This is a genomic window from Bradyrhizobium sp. ma5 (assembly GCF_042258955.1).
Taxonomy (GTDB): Bacteria; Pseudomonadota; Alphaproteobacteria; order Rhizobiales; family Xanthobacteraceae; genus Bradyrhizobium.
In genome coordinates this window covers 1,850,502-1,864,695 of sequence record NZ_CP170156.1, presented here as the reverse complement: position 1 = coordinate 1,864,695, position 14,194 = coordinate 1,850,502, and the positions used below count along the sequence as shown (strand labels likewise).

General features: G+C 56.8%; 9 protein-coding genes and 5 pseudogenes. 5 read left to right on the top strand and 9 right to left on the bottom strand.

The genetic code is table 11. The features are described from left to right. Positions 1–213: 213 nt before the first annotated feature. The 5 genes and pseudogenes from tnpB to ACE103_RS08685 form a co-directional block, all read right to left on the bottom strand. Positions 214–312: pseudogene (gene tnpB / locus ACE103_RS08705) on the bottom strand (IS66 family insertion sequence element accessory protein TnpB); the annotation flags it as partial. A gap of 851 nt (positions 313–1,163) precedes the next feature. Further along, on the bottom strand, positions 1,164–2,702 hold the full coding sequence (locus ACE103_RS08700) for a porin (RefSeq protein WP_375779095.1): 1,539 nt from the start codon (positions 2,700–2,702) through the stop codon (positions 1,164–1,166). A 215-nt stretch (positions 2,703–2,917) separates the two neighbouring features. Then, positions 2,918–3,442 carry a hypothetical protein gene (locus ACE103_RS08695; RefSeq protein WP_375779094.1) on the bottom strand — a complete coding sequence of 175 codons (525 nt, stop codon included), beginning with the start codon at positions 3,440–3,442 and terminating at the stop codon, positions 2,918–2,920. 498 nt (positions 3,443–3,940) lie between these two features. After that, positions 3,941–5,224 (bottom strand): crotonyl-CoA carboxylase/reductase, encoded by a 1,284-nt coding sequence (gene ccrA, locus ACE103_RS08690; protein ID WP_375779093.1) that lies wholly within the window; start codon positions 5,222–5,224, stop codon positions 3,941–3,943. A gap of 364 nt (positions 5,225–5,588) precedes the next feature. Continuing rightward, positions 5,589–5,838: pseudogene (locus ACE103_RS08685) on the bottom strand (transposase); the annotation flags it as partial. Positions 5,839–6,117: 279 nt separating this feature from the next. Between ACE103_RS08685 and ACE103_RS08680 the strand changes: the two are divergent. The 3 genes and pseudogenes from ACE103_RS08680 to ACE103_RS08670 all read left to right on the top strand — a co-directional run. Continuing rightward, positions 6,118–6,714, top strand: a pseudogene (locus ACE103_RS08680) (integrase core domain-containing protein); the annotation flags it as partial. A gap of 458 nt (positions 6,715–7,172) precedes the next feature. Then, positions 7,173–7,520: a hypothetical protein gene (locus ACE103_RS08675; protein ID WP_375779092.1), complete on the top strand. Its 348-nt coding sequence runs from the start codon at positions 7,173–7,175 to the stop codon at positions 7,518–7,520. A gap of 213 nt (positions 7,521–7,733) precedes the next feature. After that, on the top strand, positions 7,734–7,871 hold the full coding sequence (locus tag ACE103_RS08670; RefSeq protein ID WP_375779091.1) for a hypothetical protein: 138 nt from the start codon (positions 7,734–7,736) through the stop codon (positions 7,869–7,871). Positions 7,872–8,272: 401 nt separating this feature from the next. Here the strand turns inward: ACE103_RS08670 and ACE103_RS08665 are convergent. Both ACE103_RS08665 and ACE103_RS08660 read right to left on the bottom strand, forming a co-directional pair. Beyond that, a pseudogene (locus ACE103_RS08665) lies at positions 8,273–8,745 on the bottom strand (isochorismatase family cysteine hydrolase); the annotation flags it as partial. Continuing rightward, positions 8,736–8,927: pseudogene (locus tag ACE103_RS08660) on the bottom strand (transposase); the annotation flags it as partial. The pseudogenes ACE103_RS08665 and ACE103_RS08660, both read right to left, overlap by 10 nt. Positions 8,928–9,215: 288 nt before the next feature. On the opposite strand from ACE103_RS08660, the gene ACE103_RS08655 reads away from it, so the two are divergent. Next, entirely contained in the window at positions 9,216–10,550 is a 1,335-nt protein-coding gene (locus ACE103_RS08655; RefSeq protein WP_375779090.1) for a DUF2235 domain-containing protein, read from the top strand. Next, positions 10,547–11,140 carry a hypothetical protein gene (locus ACE103_RS08650; RefSeq protein WP_375779089.1) on the top strand — a complete coding sequence of 198 codons (594 nt, stop codon included), beginning with the start codon at positions 10,547–10,549 and terminating at the stop codon, positions 11,138–11,140. The genes ACE103_RS08655 and ACE103_RS08650 overlap by 4 nt, the downstream gene beginning before the upstream one ends. A 783-nt stretch (positions 11,141–11,923) precedes the next feature. Here ACE103_RS08650 and ACE103_RS08645 read toward each other — a convergent pair. Together ACE103_RS08645 and ACE103_RS08640 are read right to left on the bottom strand one after the other, a co-directional pair. Next, positions 11,924–12,817 (bottom strand): hypothetical protein, encoded by an 894-nt coding sequence (locus tag ACE103_RS08645; protein ID WP_375779088.1) that lies wholly within the window; start codon positions 12,815–12,817, stop codon positions 11,924–11,926. Beyond that, on the bottom strand, positions 12,814–14,190 hold the full coding sequence (locus tag ACE103_RS08640) for an AAA family ATPase (RefSeq protein ID WP_375779087.1): 1,377 nt from the start codon (positions 14,188–14,190) through the stop codon (positions 12,814–12,816). Before ACE103_RS08640 ends, ACE103_RS08645 begins: the two co-directional genes overlap by 4 nt. Between the last annotated feature and the right edge of the window lie 4 nt (positions 14,191–14,194).

Genomic DNA, 14,194 nt, shown 5'->3' with positions numbered 1-14,194 from the left:
CCAAAATTCCCGCACAACCGCAGTTTCTTCCCTCAGCCCGCACTCCGCGGCCGCCAGGTCAGTTGCGGATTCCGCCAGTCGATTCCTTCCAGCATATAGGCATCTGTGCCGCTGAGATCGATATCGCGCCGGCCGCCGCCGAAGGCCATATGAACTTCCCGCGGCCAAGGCCTTGGCGTAGAGCGACAGTCCGATGCCATCGTGCCACAGGATCTTGACCAGATCGCCCCTGCGCCCCCGGAAGATGTAGAGATCGCCCGCATGCGGATCGCGCTTCAGGCTTTCCTGGACCGTAAGCGTCAGGCTTCGCATGCCGCGGCGCATGTCCGTGTGGCCAGTGGCGATCCAGACCCTGACGCCGCTCGGGATCGGGATCATCGCCGTCTCAGAAGCTCAAGAACCCGTTGCAGTGCCTGAGTGTCCACGTCACGGTCAACGCGCACGCGACAGCCGCCTAGCTCGATCTCGATGATTCCGGCCCTTGCGCGCTGCGCAGGAGGCGAAGACGACGATTGCGGCACCTCCATCAATGTCGGAGCTGGCGCTGAAGCGATCTCGACAGGAACAAGAGCCGGCACGTCCCGCCACATAAGCAGTCCTGGGCGCCTGCCGACGCCAAGTAAACAGTTAGGCTCGGAGCCACTCCATACCGGCGCGAACCCCACAAACAGTCTCACCAGCTTGCGAGGTCTCTTCGACCAGACGAACCTTCTCGTCGTAACTCCATCGGCGCCGACGCTCGGCCACCTGCATTCGCTGCGTGACCTTAAAGCTAGACTTAAGGTCACATCCTCAGAAAGACGGACAAACTACACAAGGCGGCCGCCACCGGAGGGAGACTTTTGCGGCGGCGCCAAAATCGATTGAATTGCTGGGTATTTCCCCTCGGACGACAGGCGGCGAGATTGCCTGGCTGCGTCTGATTGATGTAACCACGATTGCTCGCTCAATTTGAATGCCTCTAACTTCGTTGGCAAACCTGCCGCGCGCGGGATATTCGATATCGCATACACAACTGGTCCCTAACAAATAGCATTAACAGTGGCGCGACGCTAGCTTCAGGGACAAGCGTACTAGGTCTAAAACAGAATGAGACCTCCGGCGGGCATGCCGGAGGCCTTCTTGAAGGCCGAACTAAAGAGACACTTCTCTCTTGTTGCGACTTAGAAGTTGCGTTGGGCAATGATCTGAAGTTCGAAGCTGTCTTGGTTCCTCAGCTGATACACTGCAGCCGGCTTTCCAATCCCCGCTTGAACTGGCAGCATTACCGTGCTTCCGTCCGCGAAGTTTTGGTGGATCCTGCTGTAGTCGAGCTCCACTCCGAAGGTCAGCCCCTTTACCGGAGTCCATGCAGTCTTTGTACCGACGATCGCATAGTCAAAGTTAGGATTGCAGCCCCCCAATCCGCTCGAGAGAGCTAGATTGGCAACGAATGCGCCACAGATGTAGCCCTTGGCTGTGTTGTTATAGCGCACGACGCCAACGCCACCGAAAATACTGGTGGTCCAATGCGGATCCCAATTGTGATTAAACGCTCCGTTGAAGCCGTAAGCGGTTGTCAGTTCTTGTTCGGAGCCCGCAACGAATACGGAATCGGAGAGCCCGGCAATTCCGACGCTTTGGTAAGCGCCAGCTAAGGTTGCCTTACCGTAGCGTGCGAAATTGCTCACCATGTCCTGGTTAAAGACATATCGACCTGCACCGTTTGCATATACGCCCGTAATGTTGACGGAGTCGCCGGGGCCAGTCGGTATGTTCTTGATCGACAAGGCCAACTGACCAGCCCAGCCCCACTTATCATCTGGATGGCCGGTCAACTCTGTCCCGCCGTAGTAGGCGGCATGGTTGTCGTGCGCGGCAACGGACGCTTGGAACAGACCCCAGGCCTGGTCCACGCGCAGCGACGCAATGAAATCTGGAGCGGCCGTACCAGCGTAATTGTTTCCTCCGTAGACGCCGGCGGCGATACCTCCTGCCGAGGCGACACTCACATTCCATAGGCCGCCCTGGGTACTTGCGACCTGATCTTGGGCAGACACCGAGAGCGTGACGCCCTGACCAAAGTCAGCGGTGTAGGAGAACTGATTGACAGGTTGCCAAGAGCTGCTGCCCGGCAGCTCAGTGTAGTTGCCAGGATATTCACCCCAAGGCGTAGAAAACTGGGAGATGGCCTCTCCCATCGTGAAGCCAGCGAATTGGATGAAGGCGAACCAGACACCCACTGTACCACCAGCTACGGCGCCGGGATTCGCGTTGTTTGGCGCTGAAACGCCACCGATAGACTGGTAGACAGTCGAACCATTGCCGAGCCCATTATAGGTCCCGCTCGTCCAGTTAAAGACAAGCTCGGCGAAAGTGCGGACCGTTCCGTATTCCGTCGCGGTGCGCGTATCAATGTCTATGAGCTCTCGCGCTCTCCATGTGTAGCTGTTAGCAAATCGATTGCCAGCACCGCCCGCGCCGTAATCAGGATTAATTCCCATACCGTTGTTATTGAATGTATACCAGCCGCGCGTGTAGCCACCGAGCTTGAGGCAGGTGTCCGTGCCCGGTATGTAGTAAAATCCAGGACCGTACAGTGAGCATATCTTAATGTATTCAATGGCTTTCGCCTTAACGGGCAGATCAGCTGCCTGGACAGCGCCGCCGAGCGCGAACAACCCCGCCGTAGAACCAAGCAAAAGGCTCTTTGCCAGTTTCATGAAAAAGTCCTCCAACTCTTCGAAGGCAGGCAAGCCGCTAAACTTCGACGAGCCATCTTCGTCCCCCAATAGCTTTCCGCGAGCGGAACAGTGCGAGGCGGCATATCCGCCACTCGCAAGCCCGAGGTTGACAGATAACTTTCATAATTGGCCCGCGAAGTTTGTACGAAACGGACGATTTTCGGAAGCCTTTAGAACTATGTGATCCAACCGCGTCATATCGGTACGAATGGTACCGACATGACGATCAAAACGTTGGCTTGCTGCCACTCTTTATTCCGAACGATGAGCTTCCTAGCATCATTCGGTGTGACGATCGCCCTCGGCGAACTCAACAAACTTAACCGCGCCACAGAGCTGAAGCGATGGCGCCAGCCGTGATTTGGCTGAACGCGAGGATCGTTGACACCTAGAGAGCAGACCCACTCCGCAAGCCTCTCGCCCACCTTCTTGTAGTGGGGATTGGAGTCCTTTCCGCCGCGGCTGCGCTTGGGGTCGTAGAAGAGCGGTCGGACTCCCCTCGCCTTTGCGAACCTGAACAGGCCCTGCCCGAGCAGATCGCTGTGGATCGGGACCTCGCGAAATTTTCGTGTCTTGCTGTTTCCGGCTCGGATCCGGATCATCGGGATGCCATCTCGCATGAAGAAGTCATGCCCCGTCAGCGGAGTGATCTCGTTGACCCGGGCACCGGTATAAGCACAGATCCAAGGAATCCAACGCCGCGCGGCCGCCATCTCCAAACTGATCGTATCTGACGGCTTTTTTAGCGTCGCCCTGAGAACGATGGCTGCTTATTCCGCGGTGAAACCCTTTTCGCGGATTGGAGCGGAATGAAGAGGGTCCAGATCGCCATTCAGGCGATAGAGCGGCTCCTGCTTGGTTCGAGTTACCAAGTCCAGCGGGAAATCTGGCGGGCCGTTGAGTAACGGATGGCTCGTTGGATCGGACGCGAGGAGGCACCGCCGCCGCGCAGAAAGGTAGTAGTTTCCGTGGTAGCCAGCAGCGCTGCGCTCTTTATTTCTCTGTGCTGCTCCCGAGCAGTAGAGCAGGTGGGCCATCGACTATCGGCAACTGCTCAACTATCCCATCCTCGAGGTCCGCCAGACTATTCGTCGGCAGGACAGCAACGTCACATCACCATTCAGACTAACGATGGAAACAACTACTCCAGCAAAGGCGGATGAGCTTTACGTCACTTCGTACGTGGCAACTCGGGCAAGCGCAACGGTGGCTGCCGGTCAGGTCCCGACCGCCCTGATGGTATCCTCGAAATTGCGCAGGCCGACACGTGGGGCATTGACTAGGACGGCTATGTTCCCCGGCTTTTGCAGGTTCTTCCACATCTTGGTGTGGGCTCGAGCGATATCATCCCACGAGAATACCTCGCTCATGCAGGGCGCGACGCGACGATCGAGCACGAACCGATTCGCTGCGCTGGCTTGCTTGAGATTCGCAAAATGCGAACCCTGGATTCGTTTCTGGCGCATCCAGACGTAGCGCGCGTCAAACGTGAGGTTGAACCCTGTGGTGCCGCCGCAGAACACCACCATGCCGCCGCGCTTAACGACCAGGGTCGAGACAGGGAATGTCTGCTCACCTGGATGCTCGAATACGATGTCGACGTCACGCCTTCCGGTGACATCCCTGATTGCCCCGCCGAACCGCCGAGCCTCTTTGATCCAGGTGTTATACTGGGGTGAGTTTACCATCGGCATGGCGCCCCAGCAGTTGAAGTCGTTGCGGTTAATGACACCTTTGGCGCCGAGCGCGATCACGTACTCGGTTTTACTCGCTTCCGAGACGATGCCAATCGCGTTGGCGCCAGAAACGGCGGCAAGCTGGACCGCGAATACCCCGAGCCCGCCCGCGCTTCCCCATACCAACACGTTATCGCCCGGCTTGATAGTGTGCGGCGCGTGTCCGAAAAGCATACGGTAGGCTGTGGCGAGTGTTAGCGTGTAGCAAGCCGACTCCTCCCAGGTCAAATGCCCCGGTTTTGGCATCAGCTGTCGCGACTGCACACGGCAGAACTGGGCGAACGAGCCGTCGGGAGTCTCGTGTCCCCAGATTCGTTGGGAGGACGACAACAGCGGCTCGCCGCCATTGCACTCCTCGTCGTCGCCGTCGTCCTGGTTGCAGTGGACAATAACCTCGTCTCCGACCTTCCAACGCCGCACCTTGGTGCCTACCGCCCACACCACTCCGGACGCGTCTGAGCCAGCAATATGGTAAGAGACATTGTGCTCGTCGAATGGTGAGATCGGCTTACCCAGCGCGGCCCAGACTCCGTTGTAGTTGACGCCACCCGCCATCACGAACACCAGTACCTCGTCTTCCGCGATCGGCCAGGTTGATACCACTTCGACCAGCATCGAGGTCTCCGGTGGCCCGTGGCGCTCTCGGCGTATGGCCCACGCGTACATGCGTTCGGGAACATGTCCGAGCGGCGGAATTTCCCCAACCTCATATAGCTCCTTCCGACCGGATAGCGGCCGTGACAGTTCATGAGCAACGAGCGACATGGTCACCTCAACGTAATCTTTGCCGGCTAAAGCGGGCGCCGTTAAAGCGAGTTAAACCACTCGCTACGTCGCTTGTGCAGCTACTAAAATAGACAGGGTTAGAATACGTACAGGTGTGGTAGTGACGGTGAGCCGCTTTAGACAATTGAATCCAGACGCGCGCCCATCTTCGTGAGGTAACCAATTAACGGGACGGTAGTTCTGGGCGTGGGCCGTGGTACGAGCGCGGAGGCAGTAGCATGCCACGGGTCCTGGCTTCGCTATATTCGCGACAGGTGTATGCATGCGTCGCGGCTTCCTACGGATCGTGGCATCCGCTTTGCGTTTTCTTTGACCACCGAGAACGAGAGTCTTGCGCCTCTAATCACGTTGGCGGGCTGGTTGCGCCGACGTGGTTTTGCAGCGAAATCAGCGGTCGATTGTCGATCGCCCCATGGGGCTGCTCTTTGTTGTAGTATCTGAGCCAATCCTCACTTTGGATGGGCGTCCGCAACGGACGTGAACCAATGGGCGTTAAGGCATTCGGCGGGGAAGCGACCGTTGAAGGCCTCGATGAAGGCATTGTCGGCTGTCTTGCCGGGCCGTGAGAAGTCCTGCAAGACGCCGCGCTGGTAGTCTCCCTCCGGTGGCGGCCGCCTTGTGTAGTTTGTCCGTCTTTCTGAGGATGTGACCTTAAGTCTAGCTTTAAGGTCACGCAGCGAATGCAGGTGAAGGTACTGGGCGCCGAGCGTCGGCGCCGATGGAGTACGACGAGAAGGTTCGTCTGGTCGAAGAGACCTTGCAAGCTGGTGAGACTGTTTGTGGGGTTCGCGCCGGTATGGAGTGGCCCCGAGCCTAACTGTTTACCTGGCTCAATTTAGCATCGCTCCTTACAACAATCTCGCCAGAGGAGTCGTAAGGCTTTAAGCAAATATCCGATCGATTATTTTCACATCGACATTGCTGAGCTCCAGACCGCCGAAGGCAAGCTCTACCTCTACGTCGCCATCGATCGCACCAGCAAGTTCGCCTTCGTGCAACTGGCTAGGAAGACGGGAAGGACCTCCGCCTCGGCCTTCCTCGAAGCTCTGATTGCGGCTGTCCCCTATAAGATCCATACGGTTCTCACCGACAATGGGATCCAGTTCACTTTCGCACCGCGCTACGCCGACGGCCCGACGGCAAGATACGTGACACACATGTTCGATATGCGCTGCCAAGAGAATGGCATCGAACATCGGCTGACCAAGATCAAGCATCCCTGGACCAATGGGCAGGTCGAGCGCATGAACCGCACGATCAAGGAAGCGACGGTCCAGCGCTACCATTACGATCGACACGCTCAGCTCGAAGCACACCTTGCCGACTTCGTAAACGCCTACAACTAGGCTCGGCGGCTGAAGACCCTGAAGGGCCTCACGCCCTACGAATACATCTGCAAAGCCTGGACAAGAGAGCCCGAACGATTCATCCTCAATCCGTTCCAGCAAATGCCGGGACTAGACATTTAGCGCTGACTTCGGTTTTGTATTACTTTCTAGTGGTGCGGCCTATTGCTTGCCTCCCCCGGGATTGCTTGCGCAGATCGCTAAGACTGCGCTCAATGCGCGATCACGACTCCAAATCGGCCCTTGCGGGTGAGCTCGTGGCGAGCCCGGTCGGGTTGCCTTTACCGAGAGGCAGAAATGGGTGGCTGCATTTCACGACTGAGCGCACGGCACGAGACCTCTCGGGACGATGGACACGCGCAGGTGGCCGAGTTTGCTGCTCACCTGGATTCCATGCGATCGAATCCGCCTAGATTCATTGATGAATGGGAGCACTCGGCCGGACCATCTCGCGAGGCCGACCGCGGAATCACGTCTCAACCTATTCGTCCAGCCCGCATTGACGAAAAGCTTCAGTTGCTCGGGTTGAGCGTGCCAGCCAAGCGGGAATTTCGTCCGGGCTAATGGAGTACGGTCAGCAAGTGGCTCGCTATCTGTCCGCCAACACCCAGACCGCTGAGGACTTGTTGTCCCTCGATGTCGACAATATTCATTGTTTGGGGGACAGCTATAACAAGCGCTACCCGGACCGCAATCTCAGGTACATGGGCTCGCCCGCCAAGTTTCTCGAGGCGTTGATAGACCGATCATCGGACAGTGCTTGGCGCGCTGTGGTGCGGTTGGCAGACAGCGAGATGGCAGATCTGGGAACGGATCCGAAGTGGGCCTTTATCGGGGTTGGCGCGCAGAAATCAGCCGGCGATTGCTTGATTTGCAGCATGCAATTTGCGCTAGCGGCACGCCAAAAGTCATCAACCTTCGATGACTAGCATAACAATCTTCATCGGCATGGGACGATTGCCGACTAGGGGTTTCGATCGGTTACATTCCTTCAGCTGACGCCATGCTGGAATATGCTGGCATAAACCTGTTTCACGGGAAAAAGTTCCTCCCGTCGCGTTGAGGCCGCGCAGGAGACTTTCGTCGCTCTGACGCGCGTGCACACCGCCGTCCGCGCGCCCGGTCAGTAGGAGATCGGCCACGTGATCGTGGTCAGGGAGGCCGACGGAAGCGAGTGCGTTTACGTGTCCTTCGGTCTGACTGACGAGGAGCTGGACAACGACGAGCTGATGCAGCTGCTCATCGACGGAGAGGATGAGAAGTGGCTGCTCAGCGCATGAGTTCGGGCCGGTCGCCTCGCGGCGAGTGGTTCCGTCACCCGGCAAGTCCGGGCGCGGACAAGTGAGCGAGTGTCCGCGACAATCGAAACAACACCCACAGCGGGCGACCAGGCTCCTTCGGCGCGGCCCGCGCCCAAGCGTCCTCGTCGAGGGCGGGCCGCGGCGATGCCTTTCCTTCCGGGCGTCGTCGCGGCTCACGCTCCGACGCTAAACCGGGCGTGCCCCCGCTGCTGCCCCGGCTCGACCCGCCCCCGAATATTCCCTATTTTGCGTCGGGTTTCGTCCAGCCAATGCCGCGCTTTGCTTGAGGTGCACCGAGAGGAAATGAGCGATGCTGTCACTTGAGCGCCCGTTGCCGGGCGCCGCAGATAAGCAAGCAGCACCGATCTCCTGAAACAATGGGTTTGTGTACACCGGCAATACCCCTCAGTTACCCGCAAACTGTTGTCGTGGCGCTCCTGGCTGTAGGTGGCGCAGGCATCTGGCACAAGCGTCACGAAATAGCCAAGGTCACACGCGTCCCGTACGGCAGATTCCACGCACTCGTCGGTAACCACCCCGGCCAATACCAGCTGCCTGACGCCAAGATAGCGCAGCAGGTAATCGATATTTCTGGATACAAAGACGCTCGAAGATGATTTCGGCAGCACGATTTCGTCATCGCCGGGCGCAAGCTGTCAATGACCTTGCCATCCCATGAGCCTCTCGGGACGTTGAAGCCCACGATCTTGTAGTTCAGACCACTATCACGACCATCCTTTGTGAGATTTTCGATCGTCGTGTAAAGTACTTCCATGCCTGCAACACCGAACGCAGCCTGCAAGCGCTGCATGTTGGGTATGGCAACACTCTTCAAACGATCAAAATAATAGCCTTGTAGCAGGTGGTGTACGGACCAAACGCCTCGGGCAGATCACGCCAAGGTGCTCCGGAGCGCAAGACGCAGAAGATGCCATTGAGGACGCGGCGGTCGTTAACCCGTGGAACGCCACGCGGCTTGTTCGGCAGCATGGGCTTGATGGCAGCCCATTCATAATCCGCGAGTTCATAGCGCATGATCGAGCTCCCAGTTCGGGAGTTTGAATCACGGCGGTCTGGCCGAAAGCAACCTATCCCGGTCCTCATGGCGCTTCGGGGGCAGAAGCGGACATCAACCAACCGACAACCCCTGCCGAAACCGTCGAGAATGACCCGTACCTGATATCAATGAAAGTCGCCCTTCGACCGGCCAAGCTCAGTTTCCCGTCGGCTCCAGACTGGAAGAAATGCCAAAGCGATTGGCTTGTTCTCGCACGGCAATCAGAGGTATTGTTGAGCAGACTGCCTCGGCTGGGAGGCGAGGTCATGGCCAAGAGCATTTTTCTGCTAGCCGACGGCACGGGCAACGCCGCGGCCAGTCCGTTCAAGACCAACGTTTGGCGACTTTATCAAGCGATCGACCAGACCGGGTTCGATCAGATCGCATTCTATACTGACGGCGTGGGGACGGAGACCTTCAAGCCGCTACGCGCGTTGGGTGGCGCCTTCGGTATCGGTCTCGCGCGCAACGTTAAGCACGCTTATCAGTTCCTTTGTCGCAACTATGATGATGGCGACCGCATCTTTCTTTTCGGTTTCAGCCGCGGCGCATTCACAGTTCGGATTTTGGCGGACCTCATTTTGCGCTGTGGAATCATCGTGAAGGCGCCGAACGAACACCTGCTCACCGATTACGTCGAGCACGCCTATACGGAATACAAGCGCGACGCAGCAAAGCGCGCCACCGCTACACCCGCGACGCGTTGGAATATTTATGGATTATGGCTGCGCTTGTTTGAGTCGAACCGGCGAAAGTGGAAGAAAGCGCGTTTGCTGCCACGCGTTTTCTGGTGGAAGAGGTGGCAGACCGGTTGCCTGCTTCCAGATTCGTGGCAAACCGGTCGCTCTGATCGTCGCCTGGGGCTCCACGCATCCGGACTCAGATATATCCCGAGATTGATTTCATCGGAGTTGTGGGACACAGTCGATGCGTACGGCATGCCGATCGACGAACTCAAGGTGGCGATCGACAAGTGGCTGTGTCCGATGACGCTCGCCGACCGCAAATTTCCCGATGATGTGCGGCGTGCTTGTCATGCGCTATCGCTTGATGATGAAAGGCCCACATTCCGCCCTGTGCTATGGACAGATCCCAGCGTGGAGCCCGAACGGCTGATGCAGGTCTGGTTCGCCGGTGTGCACGCCAATGTGGGCGGCGGCTACCCGGACGACGGGCTTGCCTATGTCACGCTGCAGTGGATCATGCGGGAGGCTGTCCTTGTCGGAGCGAGGTTCCTGCCGGACCATATGGCGCAGGTAGATGCTCGCTGTGACGCCCATGGCCGTCAATATAGTTCGCGCGCAAGTCTTGCCGGCTATTATCCTTATGGTCCACGAAATGTTGACGATCTGTGCAACGATCCGGAGCACGGCGTACAAGTAGCTATTCCAGTCGTTCATGCTGCTGCTTGGGCCCGCATCAGCGGTCGCCGAGTTGCCTACGCGCCAACCTCGTTTCCAACCAGGTATTTGCTCGCAAAGTCCCCAACAAGTGACACGCCACCGCAAGCGGATATCCAGGCTCAACGCACAATCTTATTGTACCTATCGGAAAACCTTGTGGGGGTCGGGGAGAAATTTCTGTCGAACATCTCAGCATGATGGAGCTGTTTGCCATCGCCGAGCGGCTTGGGCTCCCGCTCGTCCAAATCTACCTAGATGCCCTCGGTACTCTATCAGGAGGGCCGTTGAGCAGGCCTGAGGAGACACACCAAGAGATTGAGGGCCGAAAAAAGGAGATGAAGACTGTCAGGAATGCGATATGGCGGCGGAGATTTGCTTACTTTGCGACGGTGTCCTCTTCGGCAATTCTAGCACTGTTGCCGGTATTCGACGGGATCAGAGGCCTTTCCTTCTGGCAAAGCATCATTGGCGCTCGGACGTCTTGGCTGCTCTCACCGGTAATCGACGGAATCAGAGACCTCTCCTTCTGGCAAAGCATCATTGGCACGTGGACGTCTTGGCTGCTCTCGATGCTTTCGCCGGATCATTGGTTAGCACCCGTCCTGAACTTGGCGGTCAAAGAGAGATTCGGCCCCGGTTGGGCAGCACCGTGGCTGACGTCTTTTGCCAACCATCCGACGTTGTTCTTGCTGTCTGCGACCTTATTGCTCTGGCTGTTTCTGAGAAAGTCGCAGTTGCTTCAGACAAGAATCTTTCACCTTGCTCAGTATGCTTGGCGGCACGCGTGAGGTATTGACATGGAAAATGGCGAGCAAGAAGAGCCCGGGAGAGAAGAGGAAGAAGAGGACGAAGCGAAGGCTTCCCGTAGGCAACCGGATGCGGGAATTCCGCTCGCCCGCGCAACCATGCTAGAGCGCCCGCGGCCGGTATTCCCAGATCCGCCGCGTGAAGGTCTTTCGGACGAGATAATTAGCTTCCTCCGGAACAACCGGGTCGTAATGTTTCTCTATACGGGGCTAACAGATACGGTGGTACCATTTGTTCTCGCGGTGGTCATCGTTGTGCCGGTCGGGTCGCACTGCTGCTGTTCTTCCTTCCGAAATTCTTTTGGAATCGGCGGCGCCGGCGCCAGTACGGCGTCAAAGTCATGCCGGCCTCTTCGGCGGCGAGTAGGACGACTACAAAGACCTGACGAGTGCCGGATGTCCCAACCTGGCTCTTCGCGTCTTTTGCTGCGCCAGCGCAATGGTGGTCACTATCGGGGGCGAAGCGGACGCTGTCGAAATTTATGAGTACGCGTCCTAGCGGGACTGCGCCTGTTGCTCCGCGTGCCCTGAAGTAATGCCTAATATCTAACTTGATGTGTTTTGCACACATCCAGCATGCAGTAGTTCATTGCCGTTGCGCACCTGAAAAGATTGACCGCGCGTGGCGAGGGCGACGTTGCGGGCTCTTAGCTGGCCGTGGTGACCTGCTCGATCGGACGGCGAGGTTTCGACCGCCGGTGGCGGTACCCCAGCCAATCGGCGACCTTGAACTGTCGTGGTTGAGAGGCGTCCGCCAGTCGATCCCTAAGACGAGAAATTTCTTGGATCTCGCGCGATCAAGGACGCCTTCAGAATCAAATACGGCTTATTTTCGTCCTGCCAAATCAGGATTGCAAGGAACAGGTTTGTTCCCACAAAATCATCTTCTGAAAATGCCAAACGGAAATGCATCTCGACCTCCGAAGCCCAGGCTTGGGCAGGGCGTCGATTCCCGAATTTATCTTGCAGTGCCAACCCTAACATTGCGAAGAAATCGTGCCCGTTTGTCAATTGCTCGTCGTCAATGCGACCGGCGAGGTGATTGTTGATCCGCCTGCTCATCTCCTGTTTCCGCTGCTCAACAGCGTAGCGTCCCGTAGAGACGTGCTCGACCAGAAGTCTGACATCGATGACCCAATCAACACAAATGTCGCCGTGATTGATGCGGTCCAGACGGTACCCCATTTTCTGCGTGTGGCTTATATGGCGAAGGACTGAAAGTGGCCTACAGGCGTCGTAGACCCAAGTGCGCACAGCCTCATGACCGCCGACAACAGCGCACTTCTCTTGATTTGCAACCTCGTCGAGATACCGACGCAACACGTCTGATCTAGAGATGTCGAGATCGAAATCGTGGGTCTCCGAATAGATGACGGCCTCATTGCGAGCCAAACAACCATTCAGCCTATCGAAGTCGGCATCGGCCAAACCGAGAACGCCCGGAAAGCCTTCGTCGATTAGTAATTCAATCGCGCCCAAGAGGTTCTCTCTGCCGAAGCAGTTTTGGATGGAGCAAGCGTTCTCATCTACGAACTTGCTGAAGCGTTTTATGTCCCTGTCGCCCTCAAGGAGCAGAAACGCCCCCTTATGAATTTGCCTCTCCTGCCTGATCTCTTGCGCGATGTCGTAAGAGTCCAACTCTCGTGCAATCGAAATCATTCGTCGTCCACCTTCCCAAGCTCCACAACCAAATCTGTCCAGCGACTGACCAGTGGCGGCGAATGCGTAGCTAGAATTACATCAAACTGATTTAGCGCAATTATTCGGTTCAGGTCTGCAATGAATTTTTTTTGCCATGCCACATGCAGCGAGAGTTCCGGTTCGTCAATCAATATTAGTGCGTTCTCTCGCAGCTCGAACAGCAGTTCGAAGAAGAGCACAAGTTGGTGCTGTTCGCCTGAAGATAGCTTCTCTAGCGGCACCCTGCCCCCGCGCCCCGATATGCTAAAGCCGGTATCTTTCGACACTAAAACCGACTTCGTGGAAAAGCGCTGGCTGATCAGCTCAATGAATAGTTCAATTCGAGCCTGCAGCTTAGACAACGAATCCAGCTTTTGAACGGTGTCTTTGGCGTAGACACTTAGAACCCTTGCGATCGCATCCTCCAGCGGACCTTCCGGTAACGTAACGGGCGTATCTGCTTCGGAATCCAGGATTCCAGCTTCCATCAGGCTCGCACGCTTGCTCTCGAGGTCTGCCAGCTTGGACTTCAAGTCCTCTGGTGCCAGGACCGCTCGTTGACCGAGTTCGATCACCCTCCTCGGGAAGGTGCGATCCAGGGATTGCGATAGCGCCGCATACGCTGTGAGCTCGCGCGCGACTATCGTTTTGAGCGTTTGCGCTTTCTTCGAGATCGTCAAACTCGATCGCTGCGGCCGCTGTCGATAAGGGTCTCCGTTTTCTTCTCGAAGAATAAGCAAGCGTTGCGTTTCGATTAAGTGGCAATCAATGTTGGAAATAAGGCTTTTGAGCGCCGCGGGCTCCTCACCGTACACAACGGTCCGATACGATGGCGGGAGGTATTCCGCGAACGTCTCAATTGCTTCGAAGAGCGTGTAACTTTCGCCCGTTTGGTCGTGCACAAACAGATTTGGCGATCTGCGCGTAATAAACGGAAGGTACCGTTCTGGGGAGAGAGCACGGCCCTTTAGATCAGGATTACCTGGCTTCCACTGGATCGGCTTGTGATCAGGGACCTGAATTACAATGGAAACCCCGAGCCTGCCAGATCGATCGGTGTCGTCCACCAAACGATCTCTGCGAATGACAATTTGGCGTCCAGATTCGAAAGCATACTTCGCTGTTCCAAACTCGAGATCAGTGAAGAATGACCACTGCCTCGCAAACAATGCTGCAACCATTCGGAGGCAGATAGTTTTTCCGCTGCCGTTTGGCGCAATGATTGCGGTTACCCGCCTGTCAGTCTTTACCGGGATCCGATAGCTGAACTCGCCAAACAGGTTCTCAACTTCAAAATTAACCAGACGGTCCAATGTTGCGCCGTCAGTTGATGACGTTACTGCCGTGATCATCAAT